Origin of the sequence: Specibacter sp. NPDC078692, assembly GCF_040686835.1 — a bacterium.
Taxonomy (GTDB): domain Bacteria; phylum Actinomycetota; class Actinomycetes; order Actinomycetales; family Micrococcaceae; genus Specibacter.
The window spans coordinates 1-16724 of record NZ_JBFBLV010000036.1; the positions used below are offsets into that span (position 1 = coordinate 1).

15 protein-coding genes and 1 pseudogene are annotated in these 16724 nt (G+C 62.9%); 6 read left to right on the top strand and 10 right to left on the bottom strand.

Annotated elements, in window-relative coordinates:
* Positions 1 to 216 precede the first annotated feature (216 nt).
* A complete protein-coding gene (locus AB0O97_RS17880) occupies positions 217 to 1191 on the bottom strand; it encodes an o-succinylbenzoate synthase (protein WP_363884489.1) in 975 nt (324 codons plus the stop codon).
* Positions 1192 to 1250: 59 nt separating this feature from the next.
* Here AB0O97_RS17880 and AB0O97_RS17885 point away from each other — a divergent pair, with 59 nt between their 5' ends.
* The gene (locus AB0O97_RS17885; RefSeq protein WP_363842883.1) at positions 1251 to 2141 is read left to right on the top strand and encodes a phosphatase PAP2 family protein; all 891 of its coding nucleotides are present in this window, start codon (positions 1251 to 1253) and stop codon (positions 2139 to 2141) included.
* 50 nt (positions 2142 to 2191) lie between these two features.
* Here the strand turns inward: AB0O97_RS17885 and AB0O97_RS17890 are convergent, their stop codons facing one another.
* The 5 genes from AB0O97_RS17890 to AB0O97_RS17910 form a co-directional block, all read right to left on the bottom strand.
* A complete protein-coding gene (locus AB0O97_RS17890) occupies positions 2192 to 3388 on the bottom strand; it encodes an MFS transporter (protein ID WP_363884490.1) in 1197 nt (398 codons plus the stop codon).
* Positions 3389 to 3524: 136 nt separating this feature from the next.
* Positions 3525 to 4268 (bottom strand): MBL fold metallo-hydrolase, encoded by a 744-nt coding sequence (locus tag AB0O97_RS17895; protein WP_363884492.1) that lies wholly within the window; start codon positions 4266 to 4268, stop codon positions 3525 to 3527.
* A gap of 54 nt (positions 4269 to 4322) precedes the next feature.
* The gene (locus AB0O97_RS17900; RefSeq protein WP_363884494.1) at positions 4323 to 5723 is read right to left on the bottom strand and encodes a dihydrolipoamide acetyltransferase family protein; all 1401 of its coding nucleotides are present in this window, start codon (positions 5721 to 5723) and stop codon (positions 4323 to 4325) included.
* Entirely contained in the window at positions 5720 to 6790 is a 1071-nt protein-coding gene (locus tag AB0O97_RS17905) for a transketolase C-terminal domain-containing protein (RefSeq protein WP_363884495.1), read from the bottom strand. The genes AB0O97_RS17900 and AB0O97_RS17905 overlap by 4 nt, the downstream gene beginning before the upstream one ends.
* Positions 6787 to 7983 carry a thiamine pyrophosphate-dependent dehydrogenase E1 component subunit alpha gene (locus AB0O97_RS17910; RefSeq protein WP_363884528.1) on the bottom strand — a complete coding sequence of 399 codons (1197 nt, stop codon included), beginning with the start codon at positions 7981 to 7983 and terminating at the stop codon, positions 6787 to 6789. Before AB0O97_RS17910 ends, AB0O97_RS17905 begins: the two co-directional genes overlap by 4 nt.
* 279 nt (positions 7984 to 8262) lie before the next feature.
* Here AB0O97_RS17910 and AB0O97_RS17915 point away from each other — a divergent pair, with 279 nt between their 5' ends.
* The 3 genes and pseudogenes from AB0O97_RS17915 (at position 8263) to AB0O97_RS17925 (ending at position 10223) form a co-directional block, all read left to right on the top strand.
* A complete protein-coding gene (locus tag AB0O97_RS17915) occupies positions 8263 to 8760 on the top strand; it encodes an Lrp/AsnC family transcriptional regulator (RefSeq protein ID WP_363884497.1) in 498 nt (165 codons plus the stop codon).
* A gap of 40 nt (positions 8761 to 8800) precedes the next feature.
* Positions 8801 to 9589: pseudogene (locus AB0O97_RS17920) on the top strand (isocitrate lyase/phosphoenolpyruvate mutase family protein).
* A 46-nt stretch (positions 9590 to 9635) separates the two neighbouring features.
* On the top strand, positions 9636 to 10223 hold the full coding sequence (locus AB0O97_RS17925; protein WP_363884498.1) for a hypothetical protein: 588 nt from the start codon (positions 9636 to 9638) through the stop codon (positions 10221 to 10223).
* On the opposite strand, the gene AB0O97_RS17930 is transcribed toward AB0O97_RS17925, so the two are convergent.
* Genes AB0O97_RS17930 through AB0O97_RS17940 form a run of 3 tightly spaced genes read right to left on the bottom strand, consistent with a single transcriptional unit; the run spans position 10220 to position 13340 of the window.
* On the bottom strand, positions 10220 to 11122 hold the full coding sequence (locus AB0O97_RS17930) for a diacylglycerol kinase family protein (RefSeq protein WP_363884500.1): 903 nt from the start codon (positions 11120 to 11122) through the stop codon (positions 10220 to 10222). The genes AB0O97_RS17925 and AB0O97_RS17930 overlap by 4 nt on opposite strands.
* Positions 11119 to 12735: a glycerol-3-phosphate dehydrogenase/oxidase gene (locus AB0O97_RS17935; RefSeq protein ID WP_363884502.1), complete on the bottom strand. Its 1617-nt coding sequence runs from the start codon at positions 12733 to 12735 to the stop codon at positions 11119 to 11121. The genes AB0O97_RS17930 and AB0O97_RS17935 overlap by 4 nt, the downstream gene beginning before the upstream one ends.
* Positions 12732 to 13340: a TetR/AcrR family transcriptional regulator gene (locus AB0O97_RS17940; RefSeq protein WP_363884504.1), complete on the bottom strand. Its 609-nt coding sequence runs from the start codon at positions 13338 to 13340 to the stop codon at positions 12732 to 12734. The genes AB0O97_RS17935 and AB0O97_RS17940 overlap by 4 nt, the downstream gene beginning before the upstream one ends.
* A gap of 17 nt (positions 13341 to 13357) precedes the next feature.
* Here AB0O97_RS17940 and AB0O97_RS17945 point away from each other — a divergent pair, with 17 nt between their 5' ends.
* Together AB0O97_RS17945 and AB0O97_RS17950 are read left to right on the top strand one after the other, a co-directional pair.
* Positions 13358 to 15085, top strand: a complete 1728-nt coding sequence (locus tag AB0O97_RS17945) for an FAD-binding oxidoreductase (RefSeq protein WP_363884506.1) — start codon at positions 13358 to 13360, stop codon at positions 15083 to 15085.
* On the top strand, positions 15082 to 15915 hold the full coding sequence (locus AB0O97_RS17950) for an SDR family oxidoreductase (protein WP_363842853.1): 834 nt from the start codon (positions 15082 to 15084) through the stop codon (positions 15913 to 15915). Before AB0O97_RS17945 ends, AB0O97_RS17950 begins: the two co-directional genes overlap by 4 nt.
* Positions 15916 to 15921: 6 nt before the next feature.
* Here the strand turns inward: AB0O97_RS17950 and AB0O97_RS17955 are convergent, their stop codons facing one another.
* On the bottom strand, positions 15922 to 16704 hold the full coding sequence (locus AB0O97_RS17955) for an enoyl-CoA hydratase-related protein (RefSeq protein ID WP_363842851.1): 783 nt from the start codon (positions 16702 to 16704) through the stop codon (positions 15922 to 15924).
* Positions 16705 to 16724: the final 20 nt, after the last annotated feature.

Below are 16724 nucleotides of genomic sequence, written 5' to 3' on the forward strand. Positions count from 1 at the left end.
CATGACGGCCGAATTCGGGGATGAATACCGCGACTATGCCCGCCGGGTGCCCGCCTTCATACCGAGGCCGAGGCCGGGTAAGACCAACCCGAGGCCCCCTATTCGCGATTTAGGGGGCCATATCCGCCGACTCGCGTTCCGAAGCTAGGAGGGGCTGGGTCGCGTTCCGAAGCTAGGAGGGGCTGACGCGAATTCCGAACCACGACGTACCAGCGGCTATAGCAGGGCGTGGCAGCGGCGCAGTCGCTCCAACCACCAATCGCGGCGCTCGGCGGGAGCGGCAAAGCGTTCCAGCAGTTCGGGATTGGCCACTACCTCGCGCGGACGCATACCGCCGTCCACGGCTACCAGGCTTGGCTCGGCAATATCGCCCGCCATGAGCGATACCGTGCCTAAACCGCAAGCGTAAGGAAGTTCTGGCAGTGCTGCGGCGAGCGCCAATCCGGTGCTGATGCCCACTGAGGAATCCAGGGCCGAGCTCACCACGGCGGGCAGCCCCGCTTCGGCCACAATGTCTAACGCCCGGCGCACGCCGCCCAAGGGTGCCGCCTTGATGATCAACAGATCGGCTGCCCCGGCTCGGGCCACGGCGAGCGGGTCGGTGGCTTTGCGGACGCTTTCGTCCGCGGCGATCAGTACCGAGCCGTTTAGCGCATGTCGCACGGTGGCCATCTCGGCAATGGTGGCCACCGGCTGTTCGGCGTATTCGAGCCCGAACACGGAGAGTGCGCGCAACGCTTGCACGGCCTGCTCCACTTCCCACCCACCATTGGCGTCGATACGGATCTTGGCATCTGGCAGCGCATGCCTAACGGCGCTCACCCGGGCAACGTCCTCACCGAGCGACTGCCCGGCCTCGGCTACCTTGATCTTCACCGTATGAACCGCGTCAAAAGCGCCCAGCACGGAGGGCACCTGGTCAGCGGATACGGCAGGAACGGTGGCATTGACCGGCACCCAGTCACGCACCGCCTCGGGGTGCCCAACCCAGCCAGCCTCCAAAGCCGAGGCCAACCACCTGGCCGACTCGACGTCGTCGTACTCCACAAAGGGGGAAAACTCAGCCCACCCGGCAGGGCCACAAAAGACCATCACTTCGCGCAGCGAAACGCCCCGGAATTTCACGTTCATGGGCAGGGCGACGACATGGGCGGTGGCAAGAATTTCGTCAAATGGCGGCACGGAGTACATGTTTTCACTGTACCGCGGTGGTCAGCGAGCTCCCATGAATCTGTGGGAACCTAGAGTCAATGAAAACCCACACTGCCCAGCACCGCACCGGTGGTGCCGCCCCCGGCCCTGTCCCCGCGTGGCCTTTTGTGTTTGCGGCGATCATTAGCTTGACCGGCTTCATCCTGAGCTACCGCTTCTTCGTGAACACCACCACGGGCCAACTTATTGATGAGTCCGCCTTGGTGGAGGCCGCCGTGGCGCAGGCTCGAATCGGCACCCAGGCAGCCCAAGTGTTGGACTATTTGCCTGTCACTTCCGTGGTGGTGGCCGCCGTGGTGGTCCTTTTTGTCACGCTTGCGAGGCGCCGCTGGAAGGCTGCGGGGATCGCCTTGGCCGCGATGGTTGCGGCTAATTTATCCACGCAACTGATCAAGGCTGGCCTGCCCGACCGCCCGGATCTGGGTGTCCCCACCCTGGCTCTGAATTCTCTGCCGTCGGGTCACAGCACGATAGCTGCCAGCGCCGCCGCCGCCGTGTTCCTGGTGGTCTCCCCGAGGTGGCGGCCAGCTGCGGCTTTTGTGGGTGGCAGCTACGCCATTTTGGCTGGCATCTCCACCCTGATCAACCAGTGGCACCGCCCCGCCGACGTTCTGGCCGCGTTCTTCATTGTGGCGTTCTGGACGTCGTTGGCGGCGTTGGCTATTCTGCGGACCGGGCCCCGGTGGAATGTGTGGCTGGGCTCGGATATGCACTGGGCGTCGGGCCGCGGTTGGGTTCTGACGACCGCCGTTTTGGCACTTGTTTCCGGACTCGCTGTGGCCTTGCTGCTGTGGCAATTATCAGCGCCCGAGGCCACTAGCACCACCAAATTCTTCCTTGCCGGGGTGGGCCAGATTGTGGTGGGCGGCTATGGTTTGACCGTTGCCGGAACGCTCTTGCTGACCTTGCCCGTACGACGCCGGAGCTAATGTTCTGCGCGCTGCTCGTCTTGGCGCTGGGGTTCTTAGGTCTGGGGTTCTTAGCGCTGAATCGGCTTGTTGCGGGGAACGAAATATCCTAGGACGGCAGCGGCGGCGAGTCCAAGTACGCCTGTTGCGGCGATCCCGAACGACAACGTGAGGGCCGCCGTCAGCCCAGCTAGAATTGCCGGCCCACTAGTCCCGCCAAGATCGGACATGAAGCGCCACAAGCCAAGGAATTGGGCCCGTCCCTGCCGCGGTGCGTAATCGGCGCCGAGGGTCATGATGAGTCCCGATCCGATGCCGTTGCCAAATCCAATCAACAACGCCACCATCAAAAGTGCTACAGCTCCGGTGGTCAGTGGCATCAACAAGAGAGCAACACCCATAAGCGTCATGGAAGGGATAGCGACCCAGATGCGTCCCTTCTTATCCATGACCTTGCCGGCCGGATAAAAAACCAACATGTCGATGGCACCGGACAGCCCGTAGATGAGAGAGGTCGCGGCAGGGCTCAGCCCTAGGTTGTCGGCCCACAACGGCACCACCACTTGCCGGGCTGAACGCACCGCACTGACTAACAGGATCCCTACCCCCACAGTCAACAACAGCCGCCGATGCGCTGCCACCAAGGAGCCCAGCGTCGGGGCTGGTCCTGCGATCTTTTCGTATCGATCACTGACCAGATCCGGCAGCCACCAAGCCAGTGTCCCGGCTGCCGCGACGGCGACAACGGCCACCCAGTATGCTCCGGCCAACCCCACCAGGTGAATCGCCAGGGCGCCAATGAACGGCCCAGCAAAGAGCCCGATCCGCCCCACCCCGCCCAGCGTGGACATGGCCCGGGCACGCATCAACGGGGGCACGGCCTCTGTGAGGTAACTTTGTCTGGCCAAGTTGAAGACGGCCGAGGCTGCCCCGATCAGCAAAACGCCCACAGCAAAGAGCCACAAACTGGTTGCGGAAACACACAGCAGCAGCGCAACTATGCTGAGCAATGCCGCCCCGACCATGCCTCTCCGCTCGCCAAATCTGGCGGTGAGCAGGGACGCCGGAATGTTACTGGCCAGCGAACCAATACCAATCAACGCCACCACCAACGCTGCACCTGCCAGCGAAGACCCCATGTCACGGGCACTGAGCGGAATGATGGGCAGGATGGCGCCCTCGCCAATACCAAAGAGCAGCGACGGCCCGAAGGCCGGAACTGCAATGGACCAAAGGCTGAAATCGCCGGGAGGCACGGAACTTTTCACTGTCACCACTTTAGCCCTGCGCTGCTGGCACCCTGGAACACCGTCTCACTGCGGCGCTAGGCGGCAATGGCTTACATGGCTTACATGGCGTAGCCTGGCTGACCGGATCCAACGGGCCGCACCTAACAGGCCACGCCTAAATGGCCGGGCCTAATTCCACGGTGTCGGCCAGCTCTGCGGCGAAGGCTGCAGTCACAGGCTGACCGTGGCCCGGCACCATGACCGGATACTGTTCACCCATGCCGCCAAGCGTCCGAAGCACCCCAGCCCACTGGTTCGGGAATGAACCCTCAAATTGCGGTGCGGCACCTTCTTCCAGCACGTCGCCGGCAAAGAGCACGCCTGGGGCACCCACCATGAGATCCCCGTCGGTATGACCACGCCCCAGACAGAACAACTTCACGCTGATTCCGCCCAGATCAAGCGCAACTGGTTCCTGCTCAAGCACATGCGTGGGCAGCACAATCTCTGTCCCGGGCCCGATCCCGGCAGCCATCTCAGGTTCCGGCCCAGCCACCTCTGCCCGCTGGGACTCCCCCGTCCCAGCCATGCCCCGAGCGGCGGCGGCGTGTGCCCAAAACTGGGTGCCGGCGTCGTGCGTGAAGCCTTCGTCCCGGAATATGGCGTTGCCGAAGAAATGGTCCCAATGGGCGTGAGTGTTGGCGACGACGAGGGGCAGCGGAGTCAGCGTGCGCACCGCGGAAAGGATTTCGGTGGCATGGCGCGGCCCGCAGCCGGTGTCGATAAGAAGAGCCCGCTCGGCACCCACCACGAGGCCGATGTTCACCAGCGCCCGGGCGGCATTGCTGGCCGTCACGTAGCTTCCCCCGCCAAGGTGCTGCCACTTCTCGTGCCGCGAATTCGCCCGCTGGTGTGTCATGCTCCGACCCTAGTCTCTACCCAGTTACAGTCCGCTAGATTACGGCCTGCCCGGTCATAGATCGGCCAGCACACCCGCCGGGTATTCCATGGCATCGGCAACGAATCGCAGGAACCCCGCGGCGACGGCGCCGTCGCAGACGCGGTGGTCAAAAGCCAACGTCAGCTCGGTCATCTTGCGGACCCGCAATTCGCCATCAACCACCCACGGCCTGTCAATGATGCGCCCCAAACCCAGCATCGCGGCCTCGGGATAGTTGATGATGACTGCCGATCCGTCCACGCCGAGCACGCCGTAGTTGTTGATGGTGAAGGTCCCGCCGGACAGCTCCGTGGGGCCCGCCCGTCCAGCCCGCGCCTGCGCCGCCAACTCAGCAATCGCGGCATCCAGCTCCCGCGCCGTGCGACCCTGCGCATTCCGCAACACCGGCACCATCAGGCCCCGCTGAGTCTGCACCGCAAAACCTAAGTTAATGCCCGCAAAAGTGATGAGCTCGTCGACGCCGTCGTGATTTTCCAGCGACATGTTCAGTTCCGGAAAATTGGCCAGCCCCGCCGCAACAAATCGAGACACAAAGGCCAATACACCAGGCGCGCTTTCGCCCAGTCCGGCACGCAGTTCCAGCAGGGCCGTCGCGTCCACATCCACCCAGACCGTGGCCTCCGGAATTTCCCGCCGGCTGCGCACCAATGAGGCTGCGGCTGCTTTTTTCATGCCGCTCAGCGGAACCCGTGCTGTCACGCTCAGCCCGGTGCGTTGATGGACGACGCCGGGCACCTCCGCCGCGATCTCCCTCACCTCATGCGGTGCTCTCACCCCACGTTGCGGCGGGCTCCCACCGGGTGCTGGCGATCCAATCGCCGCCACCACATCCGCGCGAAGGATGAGACCGTCCTCGCCCGAACCGTGGATGTCCGCGAGCGCGATTCCGTTGTCGTTGGCCAGTTTCCGTACTACCGGAGAAATGACCAGCGGTGCACTCCGGGCGGTGGCGGCCAAGGACGGCCGGCGTCGACCGACACCAAGTACCTCGGAGGTGCCGTAGCCAATCAGCACGTTGCCCGAACCATCCGGCTTTGCCTGCTGAGTTTCAGCGGAGGTGGACTCACTGACGTGCTCAGGTGCGGATGCTTCAGATCCGGCTTCAGGTGCCCCCTCAGGTTCTCCCTGCCCTGGATCTACGTTGGGCTCTCCCGCTGATTCCGGCACGGAAATGGTGATCAACGGTTTGCCCACCTCTAGAACGTCGCCTTGTGCACCGTGCAAGGTTGTGACAGTTCCTTCAAAGGGTGAGGGCACCTCCACCACTGACTTGGCGGTTTCAACTTCGGCGATGGGCTGGTCAAGCTCCACCTTGTCGCCGACCGCCACCAGCCAGGTCACCAGCTCTACTTCAACGAGCCCCTCGCCGAGGTCAGGAAGGAGGAATACTTGCCCAGTTGTCTGCACGCTCATGATTGCTCCCATTGCAGCCGGTCCACGGCATCGAGGATCCGGTCAACGCCGGGAAGGTAGTAGTGTTCCAGTTTCGGTGCCGGGTAGGGGACATCGAAGCCTGTCACTCGCAGCACCGGTGCCGCCAGCGAATGGAAACAGCGTTCCTGAATTCCAGCCGCAATTTCTGCTGCCATCGATGCGAAACCCGGAGCCTCCGCAATGACAACGGCGCGACCCGTGGAGCGGACAGCGGCATCTATGGTCGCCTCGTCGTACGGGACCAAGGACCGGACATCAATAACCTGCAGTGACCGGCCCTCCGCGGCGGCAGTTTCCGCCGCAGCGAGCGCCGGCGCCACCGACGGTCCGTAGGCAATGAGCGTGGCATCAGTACCGGCACGGATCACGGCTGCCTGCCCAATGGTTGACGGGCCAGCAGCCGCACCGCCCGTCCCGGCGGGCGAGGCATAGCGAGCCCGCAATTCATCCACGTCCACGGTGCCCTTGGAAAAATACAGTTTCTTCGGTTCCATGAACACCACGGGGTCCGGGGAGGCAATGGCATCGCGCAGCAAGATGTACGCATCGGCAATGCTCGACGGCGTCAGGACAGTCAGCCCCGGAGTCTGGACGTAGTAGCCTTCGGAAGAATCGCAGTGGTGCTCCACTCCCCCGATCCCACCTGCGTAGGGGATGCGGATGACCAATGGTAGGCGGATCCGTCCCCTGGTGCGGTTGCCCATCTTGGCCACATGGCTGGCGATCTGCTCAAAGGCTGGGTAGGCGAAGGCATCAAACTGCATCTCCACCACAGGTCTCATGCCATTGATGGCCATGCCGGTGGCCATCCCGACGATCCCTGATTCGGCCAGCGGCGTGTCAAAGCAGCGTTCCTCACCGAAGCGCTTCGCCAGCCCGTCAGTAATACGGAATACCCCTCCTAAGGTGCCCACATCTTCACCGAAAACCAGCACGGAGGCATCCGCTGCCATGGCGTCGGCCATGGCCAGGTTCAGGGCTTTGGCAAAGGTCAGCTCCTGACGCCCTGTAATTTCCGGTGCTGCGAGCGCTGGGGCGGCCGTCATGACCTCGCCGCCGATCCATATCCACCAGCAGCGGTAGTGTCAGAAGCAACCGTCGCGGCCGCCAATTCCGCTGCAAGTTGACGGCTCTGCTTGCGCAGTTGCGGCGTTGGCTCGCTATAGACAAAGCGGAAGATGTCCAGCGGATCGGGTGAGCTGGGCGCATTGAGCCCATCCCGCAGCGCTTTCGCCACACCATCCGCAGCCACAGTGAAAGCCTCCGCTTGCTCCGAACTCAACTCTCCGGCATCGGAGAGGTACTTGTGCAGGCGCTTCAAGGGATCCTTAGGCACCCACTGCGCCACCTCCTCGGCGGTGCGGTAGCGGGTGGAATCATCGGCATTGGTGTGGGCTTCCATCCGGTAGGTGTGCGCCTCGATGAGAGCCGGCCCGCCACCTTTTCGCGCCCTATCCACCGCGGCACCCAGCACCGTCAGCGGGGCAGCCAGGTCGTTGCCGTCCACGCGCTCGCCAGGCATACCGTAGCCAATCGCCTTGTGGGCCAGCGACGGGGCAACGTTTTGATGGATGAGCGGGACCGAAATGGCGTACTGGTTGTTCTGGATGAGGAACACGGCAGGGACGTGGAAGACGGCGGCGAAGTTCAGGGCCTCGTGGAAGTCGCCCTCGCTGGTGGCGCCATCGCCGCACATGGCCAGCACCACGGTGTCCTCGCCGCGCAACTTAGCCGCATGCGCCACGCCCACGGCATGCAGCAATTGCGTGGCCAGAGGTGTGGTGGGCAGCGCCGTGTTGTATTCGTAGGGGTCAAAGCCGCTGTGCCAGTCGCCTCGCAGTGATTCGAAGGCTTCGTTGGCGCTCACGCCACGCCCCATGATGGCGACCGTGTCCCGGTAGCTTGCAAACAGCCAGTCGCTGCGGTCCAGAACCATCCACGCCGCCACCTGGCAGGCTTCCTGCCCCAGCGACGACGGATACACGGCCATGCGTCCCTGCCGCACCAACGCACCGGCTTGCTCATTAATCCGCCGCCCGAGGACCAATCCCGCATAACCTCGGCGCAGCGTTGCCGCATCAGGCATGGGATAGCTGTCCTTAAAGTTCCCGGCGTTGCGCCCCACTTCGCGACTGCGCAAGGTGCCCTCAGAGGTGACTAGTTGCACCGGATCATGCGAGGGCAGCAGGTATTCACCATGCTGGCCGGTCAGCAACGCGGCATTGCCCGGGTGGTCCATAAATTCTGGGTGGTTCGTCATTGAACACTCCTCACAGCCGATCACGATGAATCTGAGCTCAAACAAATAATCAGTACAATAAAATAAGATGTTCCGTTATTTCAAGTATGGAATTTGAGACTGTTTGTCGCCAGCAAAGTAAAGAACTGTGGATTCTTGCGCACATATTCCTTACTCTGGAAGACATAACCGCGGCGTGGGTGGCAGTGGCTCTCAGCTTGTCTGCCCGCCCCACCAAACTCGTCACAAGCTCGTCAGAAGCTCGATGGAAGGAGCACCATGCATTCCGAGAGTTCAGAAGGCACTGATAGTTCTGCCGGCCTTGTCGATCCGAATGACGCGGTGCCACTGGATGAGATCGACCGCTTGATCATTGCCGAGCTCACGCGTGACGGGCGCATATCAGTCAGTGCGGTGGCCCAGAATGTTCACATTTCACGCGCCCACGCCTATGCCCGCATTGGGCGGCTGACGTCCTCCGGCGTACTGAGCAGGTTCACGGCAGTCATTGATCCGGTGAAGGCCGGGCTGAAGTCCAGCGCCTACGTGACGTTGAAGGTCAGCCAGCATGCGTGGCGGGAGTTGCGCGAGCAACTGCGGGCAATCCCCCAGGTGGAGCACATTGCCTTGGTCGGCGGTGATTTTGATGTGATTCTGCTGGTGCGCGCGCACGACAATCAGGGCCTGCGCCGGGTGGTCTTTGACCAGCTGCAATCCATGCCCGGCGTACTCGACACCCAGACACACCTCATTTTCGAGGACCTCGACGCCCGGTGACCCCCTGCCTATTTCCGCCTGCCCCGGCTACGCTGAAATCATGAATCCCACACCGGTAAACACTGCAACCAAATCCACCGAATTACTCCGCCTCCATCAGGCTCCGGAAATCCTGCAGGTAGTCAATGTCTGGGATGCCATCACGGCAAAGGTCATTGCAGACCTCCCCGGAACCCGGGCACTGGCCACCGCCAGCCACTCCATTGCCGCATCGTAAGGCTACGAAGACGGCGAGCACATCCCGGTAGCCACCATGATCGAAGCAGTGGGCCGCATTGCCGCCGCCACCGAGCTTCCAGTTTCGGCTGACCTTGAGGCCGGCTACGGTAATCCGGGCGAGACCGTGAGGCGGGCCATCGGCGTGGGGATCACGGGCGCCAACATCGAGGATCAGATGCGCCCGCTGGCACAGGCCGTGGCGCAGATGAAACAGGCCGCCGACGCCGGAGCCGCAGAAGGCATCGACTTTGTTCTCAATGCACGCACGGACGCATTCCTGCGCGGGGCGGACCACGACCCCCGCGAAGTCCTTGAATCCGCTATCGAACGCGGTCGCGCCTATCTTGAGGTGGGCGCCGCCTGCATCTTCGTCCCCGGCAAACTCGATGAGCCCACCGTCAAGGCTTTGGTGGCTGGCATTGGGCACGGAAAAGTGAGTGTCATCAACGTCCCGGGATCACTTTCTCCGGCCACCCTTCAAGCGTTGGGTGTGGCGCGAGTCTCCTATGGTCCGTGGACGCAGCGAGTGGCCCTGACGGCACTGGCTGACGCCGCCACAGCACTAATGAACAACGGCGCTCTACCGGAAGGAACCCGTCCCCTGAACTGAATACCGACTGAATTGTGGCGGTCAAGAAAGCTGCGACGATGGGGACATGAAGAATCACCACACACTCCGGGCCGAAGCTGCCGAATCCGCCGTTGCAGTACAGGAAGCTCCAGCGGTGAACGGACTGGTCTTCATCGCGGCCGGTCTCGGCGCACTACTTTCGGCGCTAATGCTGCTTCTCGGTGCAGGGGACCCCGCCACCATCAGCGCTCCCGTGTTCTTTCTGACACCGCTACTTCCGGCCATTTGCGCGGCCCTGATCTGGCTGACACTCTCCTTCAGCAAGAAAACAGGCACGGACGGAGCGGAAGCCCGCCGCCAGACCACCTCGGCAGCAGGAGTCCTGGTGATCGTGGGCGCCATCTTCTTCTTCGTAGAATGGTCAGCCCGTTTTGAACTGAGCCTGTTCTTTGCACTTCTGCTCTTTGCCTGGGGCAGCCGCCTGAAGCACACGCCGTTGAAGTGGGCGGCCCTGCCCTACCTGGCCGCCGCGATTGTCCTGCGCGTCGTCGATTTTCCTGGCGAAGCCTTGATCCTTGTAGTGCTCGGTGCGGTGACCATTGCGTGGCCCTTCGTAGCCCGCCGCCGTCCAGCGGCAACTTCGCGCACAACAACGGGGCAGAGTCCCGCTTAGGCTAGCGCCTGTGAATCGGCCGGGACAAGGAACTTCACGGCCCTGGGCAGGACCTCTAACAGAGTGGGCAACGTTGCCACCATCTCGCCGTCGGCATAGAGGTTCAACGGTTTGCTGGCATTGATTCTCACCACGCTGCCCCGAGTAAAGCTGACGTTACGCTGCCCCAGATGACTGCCCCTGTAGGAACGCAGGAAGGTGGCTGCTACCCCGAGGATGGTGGCGCGGCCCAGCGAGACCACGTCAAGTTGGCCGTCGTCGGCCTTGGCAAGTGGGGCAATGCGTAGCCCTCCCCCATATTGGCCAACGTTTCCGACCGCGACAAGCCACCCTGGGAAGCTGCTTTCCTTGCCATCTACTGACACTGTGAAGGTCACGTTCCTCCAGTCCAAGAACGCCCGGATCCCGCCGTACAGGTAAATAAAAGGCCCCAGATTCAGCCTCGTGTTGTTGCCATATTCGGTGGCGACACCATCAAAACCGGCATTGGCGACACCCAGATAGGGATGGCTGTTGGCGAGGCCAAGATCGAGTTCACGCACTACTAGTCGATCCAGATTCTGAACCGCTTTAACCGGGTCAAGGGCCAGGCCCAGCCGCCGCACCGTGTCGTTGCCGCGCCCTCCGGCCAGGGGAAGGACGATGGCGCCCGATTCCCGCGCCCCTGCGGCTACGGCCCCCAGAAAACCATCCCCACCCAAGACCGCCACGAGACTGTCTGGCACGGCGGCACGCGCCTGCTCCGTTGCATCCGCCATGCTGGCAGTCACTGAAACGTCAAGGGAGAAGCCAGCATCCCTCAACGCCTGGGCTGTCCGAGTCAGCAGCCGCAAGCCACGCCCCCGACCCGATGTCGGGTTGACCAGCAGCAGGGCGTTGCCACCGGAAACGGCGCTCACTTACTCGTTCCTTCGGCAGCAGTCATAGACGCTGCGAGCACTAAAATATCCGCTGCCGGCCCCAAGGCCCGCTGTGCGTCCGCCGGCACGAATGCCAGCCGGGTTCGCCGCTCCAGTAGATCTTCGACGCTGCTTGCCCCTTCCGCCAGTACCGCGAACAGCAATTCCGCGCCGGTGACTGCTGCCCCCTCGAACAGGGGCTCAGCCAGCTGCGGATTTTCCAGCCCAAGCGCCTGTAAGGCGGTGGCTTCGGTGCCGTATTTCGCCACCAGCCGGGCCGGGGCGTCAATCTTGCTGAGTACCTTCGTAGACGCGGACCCCACCAGCGCCAAGGTCTTGGTCCGGCAGGGTGCACTCACCCCAAGACGAGCGGTCACGGCGTCGACCGCGTCTTGAGCCATGCGCCGGTAGGTGGTCATCTTCCCGCCCACCACTGTGATGGGCTGGCCAGGAACGTCCCGGACCAGGTGCCGCCTGGAAATATCGGCGGTTTCATCCCCTGCGTGCGCAACTCGCACGAGCGGCCGAAGTCCCGCAAATGAACCAACTACGTCATCGCGCGTCAGGGGTAGCGCCAAGGTGGTGTTGACAATGTCAAGGAGGAAGTCGACGTCGTGCTCTGGAACTTCGGGATGGTGCCCGTCCGCCGTTTGGTCCTCCTCGTCGGTGAGCCCAATGTAAACAACACCGTCTGGTTGCGGCAGCACAAAAACGTAGCGGCCAAAGTGTCCCGGCACGGCGACTGTGTGCGCGGCGTGAGGATTGCCCAGCCGTTCGGCCCGAACCACCAGGTGCGTGCCGCGGCTGGGTGTAACGCTTAGCTGCGGTTCGAAATCGGTGGTCCAAACACCCGTGGCATTCACAACTACCCGGGCCCGGATGGACACCGGCGCTCCGGTCCTGGCATCGAGCGCGTCAACAGTCTCCGCCGTCAGTGCCGTGGCCTTCACATCACGCAGAATGTGCGCGCCCAGCCCGGCGGCGGTCCGGGCGATGCCGATCACCAGCCGGGCATCGTCCACCACCTGCCCGTCCCAATACAAATAGCCACGGCGCAACGCCTCCTCATTCAAACCCGGCACCATGGCACCGACTGCCTGACGGGACAACAGCTGCGGGCGCGGCAGCACAGCGCTGCCCAGTCCTGAGAACCTGCGCAGCACGTCATAAATGACCACGCCAGCACCGGCCGCTAGGCCTTCCCATGCGGGTGCCGTGCGGGCATCGGGGATAACGAAGGCGAGTGGATGCACCAGATGCGGGGCAATCTTGCTCATGAGCCAGCGCCGCTCAACAGCAGACTCCCATGCGACAGAGAAGTCCATTTTTGCGAGATAGCGCAGGCCTCCGTGGATGAGCTTGGAACTGTATCCGCTGGTTCCGGAGGCCAGATCACCACTCTCAATCAGCGCAACGCTCAGGCCCCGGCTCACGGCATCCAAGGCAACCCCCACCCCGGTGATGCCACCTCCCACCACAGCAACATCCACTGTGTGTTCTGCCAAATACTCCAGAGATCGCTGGCGGGTGAGGTCACTGATCCACGCGGGGTTCTGCGGAGCTTGCTTGGCCACTCGTTTGGCTGCTTGTTTGGCTGGGTTTTCCATGGTCATGCCTTTTCCTCACCAGCGGCAGCGTGTTGCGGCGTGAGATAGCGTTCAAGCATTTTCTTCAGCTCAGTCAGGGAGTCATCGAAGGTGCCCATTTTCAGCAGCACCCGTGAGGACAGCGCCACACCCTGCACGGCGAGCAGCAGAGTAGTTGCAGTTCCTGGCGCAGACTCAACGCTGCCGTCGGCGGAACCGGTATCCAGCAGCGCCTGCAGCTGCTCAAGGATGAGCTGCTGGCTGGCCCCGAATCTGTCGGTCACATAGGGGATCAGGAATTCAGGGTCGCGTTCGGCGATGGACCCCAGCAGTTCCGAGGTGGCAAATACGCGCACGCTCTCCACGGCGAAGTGCACCAGCTGCTCCCGTGTAGTGCCAGTCGGTGTTTCGCTCAGCACGGTGCCGGTGTAGGAGCGGAACTCCTGGGTCAGAGCCGCCAGCACGGCATTCTCAACTGACCCCATGCGGCGATAAAACGTCATACGGGAAATGCCGGCTCGTTCGGCAATGTCATTGGCCGTGGTGCGCCTGACACCGTGGAGCACCACGGAGTCCCGGATGGCGGTGAGCAGCTTTTCCTCAGCTCGCTGACTGGTACGTTGTGACGTCATGTGTCACACTGTATCTCATGGTGATACATCTCACAGAAGATATTTCCCCGTCAGTTTGGTACGGCTGGGGTGACCCTGCCCGCGCAAAGCCGCTGGGACCGGGCGCGCTAGAATTTCTGCGCAGCACCCTTGGACTGGCCAGCGTCGCACCCGTCCACCCACCCGTTGATTTAGCCGAAGTGCGCGTGGGCCCCGCGTCCCTGCGCGAAACCGTGCTGGCCGAACTCCGCGCCATCACCGGCGCCGAACACGTCGCGATCGATGCGACTGAACGGATTCTCCACGCCGGCGGCAAGAGCACCCCTGATCTGCTGCGCCGACGTGCCGGGGACGCCTTGGACGCACCCGACGCAGTCATTTTTCCCGGCAGCGCCGAGGAAGTACGGGAAATCCTGGCCCTGTGTGTGGAACGAAAACTGGCAGTGGTGACTTTCGGTGGCGGCACCTCGGTGGTAGGCGGGGTGGAGCCGTTGCGCGGACGCTTTGATGGCATCATCACCCTTGACATGCGGCGCATGAACCGGCTGCTGCACCTTGACCCACTGTCCCGCACGGCAAGCTTCGAAGCTGGCATTAGAGGCCCGGCCATCGAAGCCGCACTTGCCCCACATGGGCTCACGCTGGGACATTTCCCGCAAAGCCACCAAGAGGCAACGTTGGGCGGCTACGTCGCTACGCGATCCTCCGGCCAGGCCTCCACCGGTTACGGCCGCTCTGACGAACTGGTCAAGTCTGCACACCTCGAAACCCCCATGGGACCCTTCGATGCCGGATCCCTCGCGCCCGGCACAGCTGCAGGGCCCAAACTGCTCGACGTCGTGGTTGGCAGTGAAGGCACGCTCGGAGTCATCACCAGCGCAACACTCAAGGTGTCCCCGGCCCCGGCAGAGAAGGTATACGGGGCATGGTCCTTCCCGTCATTTGCGGCAGGGACGGAGGCCATGCGCCAGCTCAGGCATCACGGTGTCCGCGGCGATATGCCGCATGTGTGCCGTTTGAGCGACACGGATGAAACGGCGTCGACCTTCAAACTGGGCGGCTGGAAGACCGGCGCCCTATCCCGCTACCTCTCGGTCCGCGGTCAAAAAACCCCGGCCCTTGCCCTTTTCGTCTGGGAAGGGCCGGCCCCTCAGATCCGGGCCCGGCGGAGGCGCAGTGCCCGGATCCTGCGCAGGGCAGGTGGTGTCCCACTGGGGTCCCTGCCCGGAAAATCCTGGGAGCACGGACGGTTCAGCGGCCCCTACCTGCGCGATGAATTACTGACCCGGGGTGTCTACGTGGAGACCCTTGAAACGGCCGCTACATGGAGCCGCTTGGAGGAAACGTACCGCACTGTTCGCCAGTCGATCCTCGATGCACTTGGGGAACATGGCGCGGCAGCGTTCGTGCAAACACACATCTCGCACGTCTACCCCGACGGCGCGTCTTTGTACTTCACGTTCCTCTCGGGACTGGAAAAGGACGGGCTTGCCCAAAACGCCCGGGTCAAGGACGCCGCCTCCCGTGCCATCGTCGCGGCCGGCGCCACCATCACCCACCACCACGCCGTGGGAGTCGATCATGCCCCCTACCTGAACGCCGAAATCGGTGACCTCGGCATCACGATCCTGACGTCCATCAAGAACGCACTAGATCCCGAGGGCATCATGAACCCGGGCAAGCTCATCCCGAGCCAACCGCCGGTCCCCGCTACTCATCCCACCACTCTTCCTAACACTCTTCCTAACACCAAGGAGCGCCCATGAACGCCACCATCGAGTCCCTGTCCAATGCCACCGTCCTGATCACCGGAGCCGCCATGGGAATGGGCAAAATGTACGCGCATCTTGCCGTGCAAGACCATGCCGCGCATGTCATCCTGTGGGATATCAACGCCGAACTTCTGGCGGCGGCTGTTGCCGAGCTGAGCGGTAAGGGATCGGTGATCCACAGCTACGTGGTGGATGTCAGCAAGCTCGAAGACATCGAGGCCGCTGCCGAAAAGGTCCGTGCAGAGGTCGGCACCCCGGACATCCTCATCAACAATGCCGGGATTGTGCGTGGCAAGTACTTTTGGGAACACGATCAGCGCAGCGACATTGCCGCCACCATGGCCATCAACGCGCTGGCGTTGATGCACATTACCCGCGAGTTCCTGCCGGCCATGATCGACGGCGGCCGGACATCGCGGATCGTCAACGTGGCCTCGGCCGCCGGGCTGCTCGCCAATCCACGGATGAGTGTTTATTCGTCCTCGAAATGGGCGGCGATCGGCTGGAGCGACTCCCTGCGGCTGGAGTTGAAGCAGGCTGGCCACCACCACATTAAGGTGACCACGTTCTGCCCCTCGTATATCAAGACGGGCATGTTTGAAGGGGCTCGTGGCCCGCTCATGACCCCGCTGATGGAACCAGCCGCCGTCACCGAACGCGTGTGGCGGGCCATGAAGGAAGGCACGCCGATGCTCATGATGCCGTGGACGGTGAAACTGAGCACCGCCCTGCGCGGAATCCTGCCCATCGCGGCTTGGGATGTGGTGGCCGGGCGCGTTTTTGGCGTCTACAAGTCCATGGAACACTTCACCGGCCGGAAGTAACGGGGCCTAGCTGCCCGTAAAGTCGGGCTTCCGTTTGGCCGTGAACGCAGCGAATCCTTCTGCGTAATCGGCCGTTGCAGACAGGGCAATTTGTGCCTCGTTTTCAAGTACGACGGCGTCCCACAGTCCCAGCCGCTTCTCACGTATCTGTGCAACGAGGGTTGTGCTGGCGTTGAAGGCTTGCGTGGGCCCGGCGGCAGCTTTCGCTGCCGCGGCCCGTGTGAAGTCCAGCAGTTCCGCGGCCGGTTTGGCCCGGCTGAACAAACCGGCCGCCACGGCGTCCGCACCGCTGATGAGTTCAGAGGTGTAGATCAGGTCCAGGGTGCGGTGCGATCCCAGCATTTCGGTGAATAACCAGTGCCCGCCGGAATCCAACGTGGCTCCGAGGTTGCCGAAGGGCGAGCCAAACTTGGCATTTTCAGCCACATAGACCACATCTGTGGCGATCAACAGTCCCAGCCCCACACCGAGGCAAGCACCTTGTGCCGCCGCAAAAGTGGGGGCCGGAAACGCTGCCATCTTCTGCAACAACGGAGCCAACAAATCCTCCAAGTAACGGCGGGCATCGTCGTTGGCGCCGTCAACCCCCGCAATGTCGCGGCCGGCGCAGAATGCCCGTCCCTCTCCGCGAATGAGCAGCGCCCGGACGGTGCCCGCGGCGACGGCGGCAGCAGCGGCGTCGTACTTTTCGCTGAGCTCCACCAGGGCAGCCTCATCCAGAGCATTGAGTTTGTAGGGTGCGTTCAGGATAATCTCGGCGACGGAATCGGCGATGGTTAGCTCGATCATGGTGGCTCCTTGGCGGGCTC

Coding starts and splice junctions, on each gene's coding strand:
- AB0O97_RS17880 (WP_363884489.1), bottom strand. CDS start 1,191: ATGTACTCCGTGCCGCCATTTGACGAAATTCTTGCCACCGCCCATGTC.
- AB0O97_RS17885 (WP_363842883.1), top strand. CDS start 1,251: ATGAAAACCCACACTGCCCAGCACCGCACCGGTGGTGCCGCCCCCGGC.
- AB0O97_RS17895 (WP_363884492.1), bottom strand. CDS start 4,268: ATGACACACCAGCGGGCGAATTCGCGGCACGAGAAGTGGCAGCACCTT.
- AB0O97_RS17900 (WP_363884494.1), bottom strand. CDS start 5,723: ATGAGCGTGCAGACAACTGGGCAAGTATTCCTCCTTCCTGACCTCGGC.
- AB0O97_RS17905 (WP_363884495.1), bottom strand. CDS start 6,790: ATGACGGCCGCCCCAGCGCTCGCAGCACCGGAAATTACAGGGCGTCAG.
- AB0O97_RS17910 (WP_363884528.1), bottom strand. CDS start 7,983: ATGGACCACCCGGGCAATGCCGCGTTGCTGACCGGCCAGCATGGTGAA.
- AB0O97_RS17915 (WP_363884497.1), top strand. CDS start 8,263: ATGCATTCCGAGAGTTCAGAAGGCACTGATAGTTCTGCCGGCCTTGTC.
- AB0O97_RS17925 (WP_363884498.1), top strand. CDS start 9,636: ATGAAGAATCACCACACACTCCGGGCCGAAGCTGCCGAATCCGCCGTT.
- AB0O97_RS17935 (WP_363884502.1), bottom strand. CDS start 12,735: ATGACCATGGAAAACCCAGCCAAACAAGCAGCCAAACGAGTGGCCAAG.
- AB0O97_RS17940 (WP_363884504.1), bottom strand. CDS start 13,340: ATGACGTCACAACGTACCAGTCAGCGAGCTGAGGAAAAGCTGCTCACC.
- AB0O97_RS17945 (WP_363884506.1), top strand. CDS start 13,358: ATGGTGATACATCTCACAGAAGATATTTCCCCGTCAGTTTGGTACGGC.
- AB0O97_RS17950 (WP_363842853.1), top strand. CDS start 15,082: ATGAACGCCACCATCGAGTCCCTGTCCAATGCCACCGTCCTGATCACC.
- AB0O97_RS17955 (WP_363842851.1), bottom strand. CDS start 16,704: ATGATCGAGCTAACCATCGCCGATTCCGTCGCCGAGATTATCCTGAAC.